Annotated in this window: 13 protein-coding genes; 7 read left to right on the top strand and 6 right to left on the bottom strand. The window is 62.3% G+C overall.

What is annotated here, in order from left to right; genetic code table 11:
- Window positions 1–5: 5 nt before the first annotated feature.
- The 6 genes from CFII68_RS02265 (at window position 6) to CFII68_RS02290 (ending at window position 6,936) form a co-directional block, all read left to right on the top strand.
- Window positions 6–974, top strand: coding sequence for a peptidylprolyl isomerase (locus CFII68_RS02265; protein WP_033062926.1), 969 nt, complete (start codon window positions 6–8; stop codon window positions 972–974).
- Between the two features lie 25 nt (window positions 975–999).
- A complete protein-coding gene (gene moaA, locus CFII68_RS02270) occupies window positions 1,000–1,992 on the top strand; it encodes a GTP 3',8-cyclase MoaA (protein WP_018613423.1) in 993 nt (330 codons plus the stop codon).
- Window positions 1,993–2,304: 312 nt separating this feature from the next.
- Complete coding sequence (locus tag CFII68_RS02275; RefSeq protein WP_018613421.1) at window positions 2,305–4,320, top strand: ribonucleoside triphosphate reductase; 2,016 nt, start codon at window positions 2,305–2,307, stop codon at window positions 4,318–4,320.
- A 31-nt stretch (window positions 4,321–4,351) separates the two neighbouring features.
- Window positions 4,352–4,513 (top strand): anaerobic ribonucleoside-triphosphate reductase, encoded by a 162-nt coding sequence (gene nrdD, locus CFII68_RS02280; protein ID WP_014339185.1) that lies wholly within the window; start codon window positions 4,352–4,354, stop codon window positions 4,511–4,513.
- Window positions 4,510–5,205, top strand: a complete 696-nt coding sequence (locus CFII68_RS02285; protein ID WP_033062924.1) for an anaerobic ribonucleoside-triphosphate reductase activating protein — start codon at window positions 4,510–4,512, stop codon at window positions 5,203–5,205. The genes nrdD and CFII68_RS02285 overlap by 4 nt, the downstream gene beginning before the upstream one ends.
- Window positions 5,206–5,316: 111 nt before the next feature.
- Window positions 5,317–6,936, top strand: a complete 1,620-nt coding sequence (locus CFII68_RS02290) for a methyl-accepting chemotaxis protein (RefSeq protein WP_018613416.1) — start codon at window positions 5,317–5,319, stop codon at window positions 6,934–6,936.
- Between the two features lie 446 nt (window positions 6,937–7,382).
- Here CFII68_RS02290 and CFII68_RS02295 read toward each other — a convergent pair whose 3' ends face one another.
- The 4 genes from CFII68_RS02295 to CFII68_RS02310 are packed head-to-tail and all read right to left on the bottom strand — an operon-like array spanning window position 7,383 to window position 10,492.
- Window positions 7,383–8,750 carry a 4Fe-4S binding protein gene (locus CFII68_RS02295; RefSeq protein ID WP_018613413.1) on the bottom strand — a complete coding sequence of 456 codons (1,368 nt, stop codon included), beginning with the start codon at window positions 8,748–8,750 and terminating at the stop codon, window positions 7,383–7,385.
- Complete coding sequence (locus CFII68_RS02300) at window positions 8,738–9,592, bottom strand: FTR1 family protein (protein ID WP_018613411.1); 855 nt, start codon at window positions 9,590–9,592, stop codon at window positions 8,738–8,740. Before CFII68_RS02300 ends, CFII68_RS02295 begins: the two co-directional genes overlap by 13 nt.
- A 22-nt stretch (window positions 9,593–9,614) precedes the next feature.
- Window positions 9,615–9,959 (bottom strand): cupredoxin domain-containing protein, encoded by a 345-nt coding sequence (locus CFII68_RS02305; RefSeq protein WP_018613409.1) that lies wholly within the window; start codon window positions 9,957–9,959, stop codon window positions 9,615–9,617.
- A 2-nt stretch (window positions 9,960–9,961) separates the two neighbouring features.
- Window positions 9,962–10,492: an iron transporter gene (locus tag CFII68_RS02310; protein ID WP_018613407.1), complete on the bottom strand. Its 531-nt coding sequence runs from the start codon at window positions 10,490–10,492 to the stop codon at window positions 9,962–9,964.
- Window positions 10,493–10,696: 204 nt separating this feature from the next.
- Here CFII68_RS02310 and CFII68_RS02315 point away from each other — a divergent pair, with 204 nt between their 5' ends.
- Window positions 10,697–10,924, top strand: coding sequence for a DUF3079 domain-containing protein (locus CFII68_RS02315; RefSeq protein ID WP_018613405.1), 228 nt, complete (start codon window positions 10,697–10,699; stop codon window positions 10,922–10,924).
- A gap of 140 nt (window positions 10,925–11,064) precedes the next feature.
- Here the strand turns inward: CFII68_RS02315 and CFII68_RS02320 are convergent, their stop codons facing one another.
- Complete coding sequence (locus CFII68_RS02320) at window positions 11,065–12,804, bottom strand: dipeptidase (protein WP_018613403.1); 1,740 nt, start codon at window positions 12,802–12,804, stop codon at window positions 11,065–11,067.
- A gap of 330 nt (window positions 12,805–13,134) precedes the next feature.
- Entirely contained in the window at window positions 13,135–15,135 is a 2,001-nt protein-coding gene (locus tag CFII68_RS02325; protein WP_018613401.1) for a U32 family peptidase, read from the bottom strand.
- Window positions 15,136–15,191 lie beyond the last annotated feature (56 nt).

Genomic DNA, 15,191 nt, shown 5'->3' with positions numbered 1-15,191 from the left:
AGATCATGGCGAGTGGATGCGGATGTGGCGGTGGTGGTGGCGGCAGCGGCGGCTGTGGTTCTTCGGCAAAAGCGGCACCGGTGATGGCGCCGGTGGCCGATGCCGAACCGGCAGGGGCGGTGCAGTTCGAGCCGGCCCAGGCCGGGCCGGTGGCGGAAGATGAAGCGCCGCAGTTGATTGCCAGCAGTGAACAGGAGTGGCCGATCATCAGCGTCAACGGGGTGTCGATCACCCCGCAGGCGATGGCCCAGGAGCTGCAATATCACCCGGCTGACAGTCGCGAGGATGCGGTCTACCAGGCCGCTCGGGCGCTGGTGATTCGCGAATTGCTCCAGCAGCGTATCGCCGAGCTTGGCCTGGCGTTGCAGGTCGGTGCCGGGGAAAACGAAGAGGAGGCAGCCACGCGGCTGTTGCTCGAACGCGAGGTGCAGGTGCCGCAGTGCGACGAGGCCACCTGCCTGCGTTACTACGAAAACAACCGGGCGCGCTTTCACAGCGCACCGTTGCTGGCGGTGCGGCACATCCTGCTCGAATGTGCGCCGGACGATGCCGAGGCGCGCAGCCTGGCCCATGTCCAGGCCGAGCTGCTGCTGGAGCGGCTGGACCAGTTCCCGGGCAGTTTTGCCGAGTTGGCGCTGACGCATTCGGCGTGTCCATCCAAGGCGCAGGGCGGTTCGCTGGGGCAGATCAGCAAGGGCCAGACCGTGCCTGAACTGGAGCGCCAGTTGTTCACCCTGCCGGCGGGCCTGGCCGGTAAACCGCTGGAAAGTCGTTACGGCTGGCACGTGATCAGCATCGACCAGCGAATCGATGGCCAGCCATTGCCGTATGAGGCGGTAGCGACGGCGATTCGTACCCAGTTGCAGCAGGGCGTGTGGCAAAAAGCGCTGGTGCAGTACCTGCAAACCCTGATCGGTGCGGCGGATATTCGCGGCATTCACCTTCAGGGTGCCGACTCGCCGCTGGTGCAGTGAGCACGGGCTCAATCGGGAGATCTTCATGAACGCGGTGTTGCAGGACGGGTTTGGGCGCCAGATCGATTATTTGCGGATGTCGGTGACCGATCGTTGTGATTTTCGTTGTGTGTATTGCATGGCGAAAAACATGACGTTCCTGCCGCGTCAGCAAGTGTTGACCTTGGAGGAGTTGCAGCGTCTGGCGCGGTTGTTCGTCGGCCTGGGGGTGAAGAAAATCCGCCTGACCGGTGGCGAGCCGCTGATCCGTCCGGGCATCGTCGGGCTGTGTCGCGAGATCGCGGCATTGCCCGGCCTGCGGGAACTGGTGATGACCAGCAACGGCTCGCAGCTGGGACGATTGGCCCAGCCGCTGGTCGAGGCCGGGGTCAAGCGCATGAACATCAGCCTCGACAGCCTGGACGGCGAACGTTTTCGGGCGATCACTCGCAACGGGAACCTGGACCAGGTGCTGGCCGGCATCGAAGCGGCGAAGGTCGCCGGGTTCGAGCGGATCAAGCTCAACTGCGTGGTCATGAAGGGACGCAACTTCGATGAAGTTCCGGCGCTGGTGCAGTACGCCATCGACCAACGTATCGACATCAGTTTTATCGAGGAGATGCCGTTGGGGGAGGTCGGGCGTTCCCGGGGCGAGTCGTTCTGTTCCAGCGATGAGGTGCGGGCCGAGATCGCCCGCCATCATCGCCTGCTCGACAGCGCCGAGAGCAGCGGCGGGCCGGCGCGCTATGTGCGCCTGGAGCGTCATCCGGATACCCGGATCGGTTTCATTTCGCCCAACACCCACAACTTCTGCGCCAGTTGCAACCGCGTGCGCATGACCGTCGAAGGGCGCTTGCTGTTGTGCCTGGGACAAGAGGACTCCCTCGACCTGCGCGGCTTGCTGCGGCGTTATCCGCTGGAAGACCAACCGGTGATCCAGGCGGTGCAACAGGCGTTGCGTGGCAAGCCACTGCGCCATGACTTCAATCCGGGTGGGGAAGTGCAGATTGTGCGGTTCATGAACATGAGTGGGGGCTGAGCAGTGCTCAGGTCCCACAAGGGGATTTGTTGTGGATACAAATCTTACAGTCACGCCGTAACCCATGTGGGAGCAAGGCTTGCCCGCGATGCAGGCGACACGGTTTAACTGCAAGACCGTGTCATCGTTCATCGCGAGCAAGCTTTGCTCCCACAGGGGATCAGGGGGCTGCCAAATGACCTTTCAGCCTGACGAATAGTCGCTGCCGATTCTTGATGTCGATCAATTGCAACCCTGCCTTTTGCCCGTACTCTCCACTGCATATTGTGTTTAAAGATCTCAAAAAGCCTATATGTAGTGTTTGGAGCCAAAATGCAGAGCACGTTGATCTCAGTAGGGTGTAACCGCTTGCACAAGCGCGATGGCAGTGTGGTCGCCTTTGATGCGGACAAGATCCGCCAGGCGCTGATCGCCGCTGGCAAGGCCACCGGCGAATACGCCGAAGCCGAGGCCGAGGCGTTGCTGGAGGCAGTGTTGGCGCGGTTGGAAGGGCAGACGCGGTTGAGCGTCGAGCAGATCCAGGACCGTGTCGAACGGGTACTGATGGACGCCGGTTTCTTTCTCTCCATGCGTGCCTACATCGTGTATCGCGAGCAACACGGACGCCTGCGTCGGGATCGTCGCACACTGGTGGAAGTCGCCACGTCGATGAACGAATACCTGGATCGCGAAGACTGGCGCGTGCAGGCCAACGCCAACCAGGGGTATTCCCTCGGCGGGCTGATCCTCAACGTTTCGGGCAAGGTCACCGCCAACTACTGGCTCGACGAAGTCTACAGCCAGGCCATCGGCGAGGCGCACCGCGAGGCTGACCTGCATATCCATGACCTGGACATGCTCGCTGGCTACTGTGCCGGCTGGTCCTTGCGCACCCTGTTGCACGAAGGCCTCAACGGCGTGCCCGGGCGGGTCGAGGCCGGGCCGCCCAAGCATCTGAGCAGTGCCTTGGGACAGATGGTGAATTTCCTCGGCACCCTGCAAAACGAATGGGCCGGCGCCCAGGCGTTCAGCTCGTTCGACACGTACCTGGCGCCCTATGTACGCAAGGACCAACTCAGCTACGACGAGGTCCGCCAGTCGTTGCAGGAGTTCATCTACAACCTCAATGTGCCGTCGCGCTGGGGCACGCAAACGCCGTTCACCAACCTGACATTCGACTGGGTCTGCCCGGAGGATCTGCGCGAACAGATCCCGGTGATCGGTGGCCAGGAGATGCCGTTCGCCTACGGAGACCTGCAAGCGGAAATGGAGTTGATCAACCGCGCCTACATCGAGGTGATGCAGGCCGGCGATGCGAAAGGCCGGGTCTTCACCTTCCCGATCCCGACCTACAACATCACCCATGACTTCCCCTGGGACAGCGAGAACGCCGACCGGCTGTTCGAAATGACCGCCCGCTACGGCCTGCCGTACTTCCAGAACTTCCTCAACTCGGACATGCAACCCAATCAGGTGCGGTCGATGTGCTGCCGCTTGCAACTGGACGTGCGCGAGTTGCTCAAGCGCGGCGGTGGCCTGTTCGGTTCGGCGGAACAGACCGGTTCCCTGGGGGTGGTGACGATCAACTGCGCCCGCCTGGGTTATCTGTACAAGGGCGACACCAGCGCCTTGCTGCAACGCATCGATACCCTGATGGAACTGGCGATGGAGAGCCTGGAGGTCAAGCGCAAGGTCATCCAGCATCACATGGATGCCGGTTTGTACCCTTACACCAAGCGCTACCTGGGTACCTTGCGCAATCACTTCTCCACCATCGGCGTGAATGGCCTGCACGAAATGCTGCGCAATTTCACCGATGACCAGCAAGGCCTGCACACCGAGCAAGGCCGGGAATTCGCCCTGAAACTGTTGGATCACGTGCGGGCCACGCTGCTGCGATTCCAGGAAGAAACCGGCCACCTCTACAACCTCGAAGCCACGCCCGCCGAGGGCACCACGTACCGCTTCGCCAAGGAAGACCTCAAGCGCTACCCGGATATCTTGCAGGCCGGCAGCCCGGTCGCGCCGTACTACACCAACTCGTCGCAACTGCCGGTGGGCTTCACCGACGATCCATTCGAAGCCCTGGAGCTGCAAGACGAACTGCAATGCAAATACACCGGCGGCACCGTGTTGCACCTGTACATGGCCGAGCAGATTTCCTCGACACAGGCCTGCAAGCAACTGGTGCGCAAGGCCCTGGGACGTTTCCGCCTGCCGTACCTGACCATCACGCCGACCTTTTCCATCTGCCCGGTGCACGGCTACCTGGCCGGCGAACACGAGTTCTGCCCGAAATGCGACGAGGCCTTGCTGCTGCAACAACAGCGCCAGGGCAGCGTTCACTGATCCGATCCATCGACCGCAAGGAGCTTCACCCATGAATGCATCGCAAAGCCTTCCCCAAGCACAACGTCAACGTTGCGAAGTCTGGACCCGCGTGATGGGTTATCACCGCCCGGTAACGGCCTTCAACCCGGGCAAGCAGTCCGAGCACCGCGAGCGGGTGCACTTCACCGAACGCGCGGCCGGGCGTCCATGAGTCGAGTGCTACGGGTCGGGGGCATGGTGCCCCTGACCACCCTCGATTATCCGGGCCAACTGGCGTGCGTACTGTTTTGCCAGGGCTGTGCCTGGCGTTGTCGTTATTGCCATAACCCGCAACTGATCCCGCCGCGCGGCAGCGCGGAGGTGGATTGGTGCCGGGTGCTGGCGTTCCTGCAACGTCGCCAGGATCTGCTCGACGCCGTGGTCTTCAGCGGCGGCGAACCGACTTTGCAGGACGGCCTGGCGCCGGCCATGGAGGAAGTGCGGCAGATGGGTTTTCGCATCGGCCTGCACAGCGCCGGCATCAAGCCAGCGGCCTTCGCCAAAGTGGTCGGTCTTGCCGACTGGGTGGGCTTCGACGTCAAGGCCTTGCCTGAAGATGCCCTCGATGTGACCCGGGTCGAAGGCAGCGGCCCTGCCAACTGGCGCAGCCTCGACCATCTGCTGGCCAGCGGCGTGGATTATGAATGCCGCACGACGGTGCACTGGCATCTGTTCGACCCCGAGCGGTTGCTGACCCTGGCCCGACGCTTGAGCGAACGCGGCGTTACGCGGTTCGCCGTGCAACTGGTACGCACTGCCCGGATGCTCGATCCCCACCTTTCCAGCGTCTCGGCACATGCTTTGCAGCCCGAACTATGGGCCGCCATGCGCGAGCTGTTTCCTTCGTTCGTCTTACGCAGTTGAGCGAACGTCGGGACGCGTGAGCGACAGCGGCCCGGGATAACCGGGCCCTCTTTTTTCAAGGTTTTCAGATGCGCTGCCAACCGGCAGGTAGTTGAACAGGGAGCATTTGATATGACCAGACTCACCACCGCCCAACGCATCGTGATCGGCTTTGCCATCGCGCCGCTGGCCTTGATCGCCTTGACGTTCTACGCCTTGAACGACCTGGCGATGCTGCGCGACCAGGCCGAGCAGATCGTTCGGCAGGATTGGCCGAAGATCGATCCGATCATGATGATCGCCACGGGCGTGCGCGATAACGCCAGGAACACCCGAGACTTGCTGATCGACAAGAACAATGCGCAAGTCCAGCAATCCATCGACGCCACCCGGCAACGGATTACCCAGGCTTTCGCCACGCTTGAGCCGCTGTTCGATCAGCCTGAAGGCAAGGCCGCATATGCCGAATTGAAGAAGCGTCGCGAGGCCTATGTGGCGGCATTCGTCCAGGTGCAGGCGTTGATCCGCCAGGGCGCGACGGAGGAGGCGATGACGCAGCTCAAGCAAGGGGTGATTCCGGCGGAGCGCGAGGTGTACAAGAGTCTCGAAGGGATCATGGCGATGCAGGGCAAGGTCTTCGTCGAGCGTGAGCACCAGGCCCAGGCACGTTACAACGATGCGCGGCGCAACATGCTGGCGTTGGTGCTGGCTTGCCTGGCACTGGTGACGACCGTGGCGGTCCTGGTGATCCGCAGCGTGACCCGCCCCCTGGGCGGTGAGCCCAATGACGCGGCGCGGGTGCTTAACCTCATCGCCCAGGGCGACCTGACGATCCGCGTGCCCGTGGGCGTCGGCGCCAATGACAGCGTGATGAGCAACATGCACGACATGCAGCAGAGCCTCAACAGCATGGTCCGGCACATTGCGGCCTCGGTGGATCGGGTGGCCAGTTCCTCCGAAGAACTGAGCGCGGTGAGCAGCCAGACCAGCAGCACCTTGCAGTTGCAAGGGCATGAAATCGAACAGGCGGCCGCGGCCGTGAACCAGATGACTGCCGCGGTGGATGAAGTGGCGCGCAATGCGGTGAGCACCAGCGAAGCCTCGCGAGTGTCCGAGCAAACGGCCCAGCGCGGGCGTGAACAGGTCCAGGAAACGGTGGCTTCCATTACCGCGCTGGCCGAAGGTGTGACGGACAGTTCCGGGCGAATCCAACAATTGGCCGGACGGGTCCAGGACATCAGCTCGGTGCTGGATGTGATCCGCAGCATTGCCGATCAGACCAATCTCCTGGCACTGAACGCCGCCATCGAAGCGGCCCGCGCCGGCGATGCCGGGCGTGGCTTTGCGGTGGTCGCTGATGAAGTCCGGGCGCTGGCTCATCGGACCCAGGATTCGACTCGGGAAATCGAGGGCATGATCGGTAACATCCGCCTGGACAGCGGGCACGCAGTGAGCTCCATGCAGAACAACAGCGAACTGGTGCAAGCCACGCTGCTAGTGGCCCAGCGCTCCGGCGATGCCCTGGACGAAATCGCCCGCTCGATCTCGCAGATCAACGAGCGCAACCTGATGATCGCCAGCGCCACGGAACAGCAGGCCCTGGTGGCGCGAGAGGTGGACCGTAACCTGGTGGGTATCCGCAACCTCTCCGAACAGGTCATGCTGGGCGCCCGACATACCGATACGGCGGGCCAGGACCTGGCGCAGATGGCCGGCTCACTGCACGAGACGGTGGCGCGGTTCAAGGTCTAGATAGTTTATTGCGGGGCGAGATGCCCGCCGAAGTCGTAGTCACCCGACCCCCTGTGGGAGCGGGCTTGCTCGCGAAAGCGGAGGGTCAGCTTGCATCGATGCTGATGCTGCTGACGTCATCGCGAGCAGGCTCGCTCCCACAAGGATTTTGTGTCGAATCCATATGCAGTGAGTATCCGCAACCCCCTGCTCGCGATAGCGGCGGATCAGTCTGCGATGATGTTGGCTGTTCCGACCCCTTCGCGAGCAAGCCCGCTCCCACAAGAATTTTGTGTCGAATCCAGATGCTGTGAAAACCCGGGCCCCCCTGTGGGAGCGAGCCTGCTCGCGATAGCGCTGGGTCAGCTTGTGGTGATGTTGGATGTGCCGACATCTTCGCGAGCAGGCTCGCTCCCACAAGGGGTTTGTGTCGAATCCGGATGCTGTGAACACCCGCAATCCCTTGCTCACCATCCCCAGAATTGCAACCACCAGCCATAACCCACCAAGCTGCTGGCCAAGACCAGGCATGACATGGCCGGCAATCGCTGGATCGGTGATACCTCTGTTTGCTGCAGGCGTTTCCAGCCCAGCCATAAACTCCAGGCTATCGCCGCTATCAGCAACACGGCCCGAGCCGGTTGGACCCATTCCAGCAGCAGTCCTTCATAGCGCAACAGTTTGACCGTGGTGGCCGACAAACCGAGGAACAACCCTGCACCGCCAAGGGGCGTCAGGGTGATGGCTAAGGGCCAATATTGTGCGCTATCCCCCGAGAGGCGTGCCGCCAGGCGCATCAGCAGCATCAGCGAAGTGCCGATCAGCAGCGCACTCATGCCCAGGTACGCGACGATGCAAAAACCATCGAGCCAACTGAAACTGTCATTGAGTTGCGGATAGTGCGTCAACAGCCACCAGGGCGCATTGTCCTGGAGTGCCCAGAGCCAATCATGACTGACCAGCCATTGGGCCAGGCTCTGCTTGAGGTCGATGAACCACGGGCTGACGGTCCACTGGAAGGCGCCCATGGCCAGGCCGATGACACCGAACAACAGCAAGCGAACATCCCAGGGCGAGAGGGCGTCAGCCGTCGAGTGCAGGATTTCCTCGCTGCTGGAGCGGGCAATCAGCCGTACCGCATCGCGCTGGCCGCTGCAGCGACCACAGGCGTGGCAATCGGCGGCGCCGCGCATACGGCGGATGTCCAGCAAGGGCGCGCAGTTGGGAGGAGGGCGACGCGGTGCCGGGTTTTCCAGCCAGCGTTGTTCGTCCACCTGAAAGTGCACCGGCGCCAAGCGAGCAAGCAGGGAGAAGACGCCGCTGACCGGGCACAGGTAACGGCACCACACCCGCTTGCCCCGGGCGAACAACAGGCCGACGATCACCGCGGCGACGGTCGAGCCGCCCAGAATCAGCAACGCCGCCTGGGCGTAGTCGTAGACGCTGATCAGTTGACCGTAGAGGGTGGTCAGGCAGAACGCCAAGGTCGGCCAGCCAGCCCAGCGCAATCCGCGCGGCACCCCGAGACCCTTGCCGTACTGGCTGGCCCATTCGCTCAAGGCGCCTTCCGGGCACAGCACGCCACACCAGAGCCGCCCGAACAACACGATCGAGAGCAACACGAACGGCCACCACAGGCCCCAGAACAGAAACTGCGCCAGCAACGTGAGATTGTCGAACAGGCGTGCCTGGCCGCTGGGCAATGGCAGCAGGGCCGGCACCACCAGCAGCACCGCGTAGAACAGCACCACCGCCCATTGCACGGCACGAATGGTTGCACCGTGGCGCCGCATGCCGTCGCCCAGGCGTTGAAGCCAGGGGTTCAGGTCGGGCATGGCAGGTTTTCCGCCTTGCGCGGCCACAGCCAGCCCGCGACGACGCCCCAATAGCCCAGCCACACCAGCAGCGTCATCGCACTCGGGCTGGCCCGATACCCGGTGAAGTCCGCCAGGAACCCGCCCAAACCGTGGCCGTCGTCGAGTATTGCGCTGCTGTCCCACAGCGCGTCGCCAATGCCGCGATACACCGCCTCAGGCCAATCCATCGCGAGCAGTTGCCCGCCGACCCGCTCGATACCGCTGACCAACAGCGCCGCCCCCAACAGCAGCAGGATCGCTTCGCTGATGGCAAAGAAACGCGGCCATGAGATGAACCGGCGGCTACTGTGCAGCAAGGAGACGGTCAGCAGCGATAGCACCAGCCCGGCCAGCGCACCCACGGCGAACAAGCCCAGTTGCGGCCCTTGCAGACGCGCACCGGCGCCATACAGGAACACCACGGTTTCACTGCCTTCGCGGCTGACCGCCAGCAACGCCAGCACCAACAGCCCCAGGCCGCCCTGGCGGCTCAGGCGCTGGTCGGCGTGGCGTGTCAGGTCATGCTTGAGCGTCCTTGCGTTTCGGTGCATCCAGCCGACCATCTGCACGATCAGCAGGCTGGCGACCAGTGCCAACGACGCCTGGAACCATTCATTGGCCGTCCCGCTCATGGCCTCGCCGGCCAGCAGGATCAGGCCGGCGAGCACACCGGAAAGCAACAAGCCCAACGCTGCGCCAGCCCATACATAGCGCAGCAGTTGGCTGGCCTGTTGTTGCCGGCTGACCCAGGCCTGGAGAATCCCGATCACCAACAACGCCTCGACGCTTTCGCGCCAGACAATAAACATCGATTGAGTCATGCAAACGCCTCCTGCTGGCCGATTACTGGGCGAGAATCCCGCCCTCGGGCAGTTGCGGATTGAATTCGTCGAAAAACGGATAGCGCCCGGGACGCAGCGGGTGGATGACCACGAAGGTCGTGACACCGGGCGAGAGCACTTTCTCCACGCGCAAAGGCGTGCTTTCGAACTCCGCCGGGCCCTGGCCGATGTTTTTCAGCACGATCTTGAAGCGTTGCCCGGCTGGCACTTCCAGTTGCGACGGGGTGAAATGCCCGTCGCGCATGCTCAGCTCGTAGGTCGGCAGTTCAGCCTGGGCGATTGACGGTTGCAGCAGACCGGCCAGCATCAGCCAGGCCAGGTATGACGGCCAGAATCGGCGATTCATGTTCAGTACCCGCCTTTTTTCCCGATCCCGGCGTAGACGAATTCGTAGTGCAATTCACAGCGCTCGAACCACGGCGCCACGCCGGTTTCCTTGTCGGTATGACGACCGAGGGAGCCATGGCCGCCGGGTGGCAGGACGGTGAACGTCAGTTGATATTTGCCTGGGCCGAGCAGCTTGACGTTGTCGCCATAGTGCGGCCCGTCGTTGGCGACCATGGCGTGGAAGTCGCCCTTGAGTGCGGTGTCGTTGCCTTGTTTCTTCAGTTGGAACGACACATTGAGATAGGGAACGAAGCTGCCTTCCTGGAAACCCTGCTGGTTGTCCGCCGTGGCGCGGATGTCGGCTTCCAGGTGCACGTCGGAATCGGCCGTGGCCCGCATCATCCCGGCCGGTGCCATTTCAATCGGTTGCAGGTACACCGCACCGACTTCCAGCCCTGGGCACAGTTGCGGTTCGCCGATGGGGTATTCCTTGGCCTGGGCCAGTGGTGCGAGAAACAGCAGGGCCAGAGGTAGAGTGGCAAGTGTGCGCATGATGACTTCCTGGTTGGCTAAATGATGGCGCCGAGTCTAGGAAGCTTTGCTGCGAATAATAATGATTCTTGTCAATTTTTAGCGCGAATTCTTGATCGGCGAACGCCTATTCGCTGCTGCGCGGCTGTTCTTGATCAGGATCAAGGGAGGTCGTGCCTCGACGGGGTAGGGTACGGGTACACCCATCGGTTATGCGGGGTCGTCATGGCAAAGCCCTTTCCCATCAGTCCCAAACATCCCGAGCGCATCTGTTGGGGCTGTGATCGTTACTGTCCGACCAGTGCGCTGGCCTGCGGCAACGGTGCCGATCGAACGATGCACCCGGCCGAGATGATCGGGGACGATTGGTACCTGCATGGGGATTGGGGGTTGGAGCTGGTCGACATTACCGCCAAGGTCATCGATCCAAGCGCCACTCACGTGAAGGTGTAGGAGCTGTCGAGTGCAACGAGGCTGCGATCTTCCCAAAAACACTTGAATCTCAAGAGAAAGATCAAAAGATCGCAGGCTTCGCCAGCTCCTACAGAACCGAGCGGGAGCAAGCTCCCTCGCCACAATGGATCACACGCGCCTTAGAGCTTCGGCAACTGCCCGATCCGCCCCATCATCTCGGTCACGATCTGCAAGTCCAACAGGAACTGCTCGACCGTCTTGAACTCGTTGTCGTTGTGACCGGTGTACTTGACGTCGGGCATGGCCAGGCCGAACTGCACGCCATTGGGCAAGTCATGAACCGAAGTGGCGCCGGCAGAGGTGCCGTATTTGTGTTCCATGCCCAGGTTCTCCGTGGCGACGGCCAGCAGCGCCTTGACCCATTCGCCTTCGGGGTTGCGGTACATCGGCTCGTCAATGGAGGCGTCGAAGGCGACGGCGACCTGGGATGTCTTGGTCCAGGCAGACAGCTTGTCGGTGATCTCAGTCTTCAGTGCCTCGGTCGGCTTGCCAACCGGAACCCGCAGGTTGACCGCCAGCTTGAAGGTCTTGTCATCCATCCCGACGTAGGTCAGCGTGGCGGTCAGCGGCCCCATGAACGCGTCGGAAAAGCCGATGCCCAATTTTTTGCCCAGGTAATCCAGGCCCCAGTTGTCGGTGGCGTAGCGCGCGGCGTCGGTGATGTGGTTGTGCTTGAGCGCGACTTTGCCGTCGAGGCCGTTGATGAACACCAGCATCCTGGAGACCGGGTTGACGCCTGACTCGGGCTCGGAGGAGTGGGCCGAGACGCCAGTGAAGGTCAGCTTGACCGTGTTGTCGGCCACTTCGCTTTTTGCCTCAAAGTCGCCGCCATTGGCCTTGGCATAGGCTGTACCGGCCTTGAGTAGGTTGGCGGCCAGTTCGGTGGGCTTGTCGGTGACAAAGGTCGCCACCGACGTCGACGGGATCTGGTTGGTCGCCATGCCACCGGTGAGCGCCGTTATTTCCGCGCCCTTGCCCTGTGCCGCGCGGCGCGGGAAATTGGCCATGACGGTGCCATAGCCTTTCTCGGCAATCACCACGGGGTAGCCGCCGTCCAGTGCCAGGTTGTAGTTGGGCGTCGGGTTGCGTTCGAAATAATAGGGGATGGCGTCGCCGGTGGTTTCCTCGGTGGTGTCGACCAGCAGCTTGAAGTTGCGCGCCAGCGGCAGTTTCTCTTCCTTGATGATCTTCATGGCATAGAGCGCGACCACGATGCCGTTCTTGTCGTCCTCGGTACCGCGGCCATACATGCGGTCGCCCACCAGGGTGACCTTGAACGGGTCGAGGCGGGTGCCATCTTTCAACACCCAGTTTTCCGGCGTTACCGGCACCACATCGGCATGGGCGTGAATGCCGACGACTTCGTCGCCGCTGCCTTGGAGGGAAATCTCATAGACGCGGTTGTCGACATTGCGGAAGTTGAGGTTGAACGCCTCGGCCAGGCTTTTGATCTTGTCGGCGATCTTGAGGAATTCCGGGTTCTCGTGCTGGGCAACGCCGTCCTTGCGAAAGGTCGGGATGGCGACCAGTTCCTTCAGTGTCTCGGTGGCCGCCTGGCCGTATTTCACTCGGGCATAGAGGCCCAGCAGGCGATGGATTTCATTCTGCTGTTCAGTCGAAAGGGTTTTGTTGCCTTGGAACGCGCTGATGGCCGGGCCGAGGTTGGCGGTTTTGCCCAGGTCGCTCTTGGCCACATCGGCCAGGAATTGTCTGAAATCGGTGACTGAGGTGTCGGAGAAGGTTTTGACGATGGCTGCGCCCTGTTGGGCGGTGATGTTGGCGAAGGCTGGTGTGGTGATCGAAGCGAGGCTGGACAACAGCAGGGTGGCCACGGCCAGGTGTTTGAGCGAGAAGTCCATTGCTGGGCATTCCTTTGCAGGCGGTAGGAGGGAAGTGTCTGATTTGATGACACAAACCTTTACAACCTAACAGGCGATTGTGGGGCAGGGGAGTCTGGCGAGGGGAATTTGTCGCACAGTGAGGCAAAAACGGCGCAGAAATGAAAAATCCATTCCAATCACCCAACATTCAGTGTGGGAGCGGGCTTGCTCGCGAAGAGGCCAGCACATTCAACATCATCGTCGACTGTTATGCCGCCTTCGCGAGCAAGCCCGCTCCCACAGGGGATCTGTGGTGGATGCCAGTTTTGTTAACACCCACTCCCACAGGGGAAGCGGGTGGGTATTGGTTTAATGCGGTGCGCGGGGGATCGTCTTGAGCAGGTCTTCAGGGCTGATATGGCCGACCACGGGTTGCGCGGTGCTGCCGGGCAATGGCAGGTCGAGGATGTGCCCCTTGATCTTGCCGACCACATGCATTTCGCAGGGTTTGCAGTCGAACTTCAGCGTCAGCACTTCATCACCGTGTATCAGCTGCATCGGTGCCACCTTGGTGCGTACGCCGGTGACGCCCTTGGCCTGCTTGGGGCAGAGGTTGAACGAGAAGCGCAGGCAGTGCTTGGTGATCATCACCGGCACTTCACCGGTTTCCTCGTGGGCCTCGAACGCCGCGTCGATCAGCTTGACGCCGTGACGATGATAGAAGTCCCGGGCCTTCTGGTTGTAGACGTTGGCCAGGAACGACAGGTGCGACTCCGGGTACACCGGCGGCGGGCTGGTCTCGGCCTTGCGGCCACCGCGTGGGTGGGCTTCGATGCGGGCGGCGGTCAGGGCCTCGATGGCTTCGCGGCGCAAGGCCTTGAGCTGCGAGTTGGGGATGAAGAACGCCTGGGGCGCATCCAGCTCGATCGCGGTGGCGTGGTATTCGGTGGTGCCCAGTTGGCCGAGCAGGTCGTGCAACTGCTCCAGGGCCTGTTCCGGCTTGTTGGCCACGCCAAACGGCCCATCCAGGGCGACGCTGGCGCTGATGCCTTCCTCGCTGGTGGCGGTCAGTTCCAGGCGCGCTTCACGCAGGCGTGCAACCCAGGCCAGGCCCACGCGGCGTTCGGAGGAGGTCTTGAGCAACGCTTGCTGCCAGTTGTGGTCCAGGTTGCGGCTCAACGGGTGGTTGGGGCGCAACTGGTACATGCCGGCCGGCATTTCGTTGGGCTCGACGCGGTAGCGGTAACGCTTCTGGCCATCCTCTTCGAACTCACCCTTGGGCTCAGCGATGTTGGCGCGGAAACCGACGACTTCGCGCTTGACCAGCACATTGAGGCCGTCGCCGTTGGACAGCGGGTCGAAGGTCACCACTTGCAGGTCGCGCTTGCCGACTTTTTCCACCACGCCCACCGGCACGCCGGTAAAGGTCGGCGAATCGAAGGCGCCGATGTCGATCTTGCGTTCGCTGACGAAATAGTCGGTGCTGCCACGGTGGAAGGTCTTGTCCGGGTCGGGGACGAAGAAGTGCGCGGTGCGGCCGCTGGACGCGCGGGCCAGGTCCGGACGGTCTTCGAGGACATCGTCCAGGCGCTGGCGGTAATAGGCGGTGATGTTCTTCACATAGCCCATGTCCTTGTAGCGGCCTTCGATCTTGAATGAACGCACGCCGGCTTCGACCAGGGCGCGGATGTTGGCGCTCTGGTTGTTGTCTTTCATCGACAGCAGGTGTTTTTCGTAGGCGACCACCCGGCCTTGGTCGTCCTTGAGGGTGTAGGGCAGGCGACAGGCCTGGGAACAGTCGCCACGGTTGGCGCTGCGGCCGTTCTGGGCGTGGGAGATGTTGCACTGGCCGGAAAACGCCACGCACAGCGCGCCGTGGATGAAGAACTCGATGGCCGCGTCGGTCTCGTCGGCGATGGCGCGGATTTCCTGCAGGTTCAGCTCACGGGCCAGGACCAGTTGCGAGAAACCGGCCTGGTCGAGGAATTTTGCCCGGGCCAGGGTGCGGATGTCGGTCTGGGTGCTGGCGTGCAGCTCGATGGGCGGGATATCCAGCTCCATCACCCCCAGGTCCTGGACGATCAACGCATCGACACCCGCATCGTATAACTGGTGGATCAGTTGGCGGGCCGGCTCCAGCTCGTTGTCGTGCAGGATGGTGTTGATGGTCGTGAACACACGGGCGTGGTAGCGGTGGGCGAACTCCACCAGCCGGGCAATATCGCCCACCTCGTTGCAGGCGTTGTGACGCGCGCCGAAACTCGGGCCACCGATGTACACGGCGTCGGCGCCATGCAGAATGGCCTCGCGGGCGATGGTCACGTCGCGGGCGGGGCTGAGCAATTCCAGATGATGTTTGGGCAAGGACATTTTTTTAGTCAGGCTGGTCACGGTCGAAGCGCGCATTGTAGCCGCCAGGCGCCTTA

The sequence above is a fragment of the Pseudomonas sp. CFII68 genome, assembly GCF_000416195.1.
Classification (GTDB): Bacteria; Pseudomonadota; Gammaproteobacteria; order Pseudomonadales; family Pseudomonadaceae; genus Aquipseudomonas; species Aquipseudomonas kilonensis.
Note: the sequence above shows the minus strand (reverse complement) of the source record. Positions and strands in the feature narration are given on the sequence as shown.

Coding starts and splice junctions, on each gene's coding strand:
- CFII68_RS02265 (WP_033062926.1), top strand. CDS start 6: ATGGCGAGTGGATGCGGATGTGGCGGTGGTGGTGGCGGCAGCGGCGGC.
- moaA (WP_018613423.1), top strand. CDS start 1,000: ATGAACGCGGTGTTGCAGGACGGGTTTGGGCGCCAGATCGATTATTTG.
- CFII68_RS02275 (WP_018613421.1), top strand. CDS start 2,305: ATGCAGAGCACGTTGATCTCAGTAGGGTGTAACCGCTTGCACAAGCGC.
- nrdD (WP_014339185.1), top strand. CDS start 4,352: ATGAATGCATCGCAAAGCCTTCCCCAAGCACAACGTCAACGTTGCGAA.
- CFII68_RS02285 (WP_033062924.1), top strand. CDS start 4,510: ATGAGTCGAGTGCTACGGGTCGGGGGCATGGTGCCCCTGACCACCCTC.
- CFII68_RS02290 (WP_018613416.1), top strand. CDS start 5,317: ATGACCAGACTCACCACCGCCCAACGCATCGTGATCGGCTTTGCCATC.
- CFII68_RS02295 (WP_018613413.1), bottom strand. CDS start 8,750: ATGCCCGACCTGAACCCCTGGCTTCAACGCCTGGGCGACGGCATGCGG.
- CFII68_RS02300 (WP_018613411.1), bottom strand. CDS start 9,592: ATGACTCAATCGATGTTTATTGTCTGGCGCGAAAGCGTCGAGGCGTTG.
- CFII68_RS02305 (WP_018613409.1), bottom strand. CDS start 9,959: ATGAATCGCCGATTCTGGCCGTCATACCTGGCCTGGCTGATGCTGGCC.
- CFII68_RS02310 (WP_018613407.1), bottom strand. CDS start 10,492: ATGCGCACACTTGCCACTCTACCTCTGGCCCTGCTGTTTCTCGCACCA.
- CFII68_RS02315 (WP_018613405.1), top strand. CDS start 10,697: ATGGCAAAGCCCTTTCCCATCAGTCCCAAACATCCCGAGCGCATCTGT.
- CFII68_RS02320 (WP_018613403.1), bottom strand. CDS start 12,804: ATGGACTTCTCGCTCAAACACCTGGCCGTGGCCACCCTGCTGTTGTCC.
- CFII68_RS02325 (WP_018613401.1), bottom strand. CDS start 15,135: ATGTCCTTGCCCAAACATCATCTGGAATTGCTCAGCCCCGCCCGCGAC.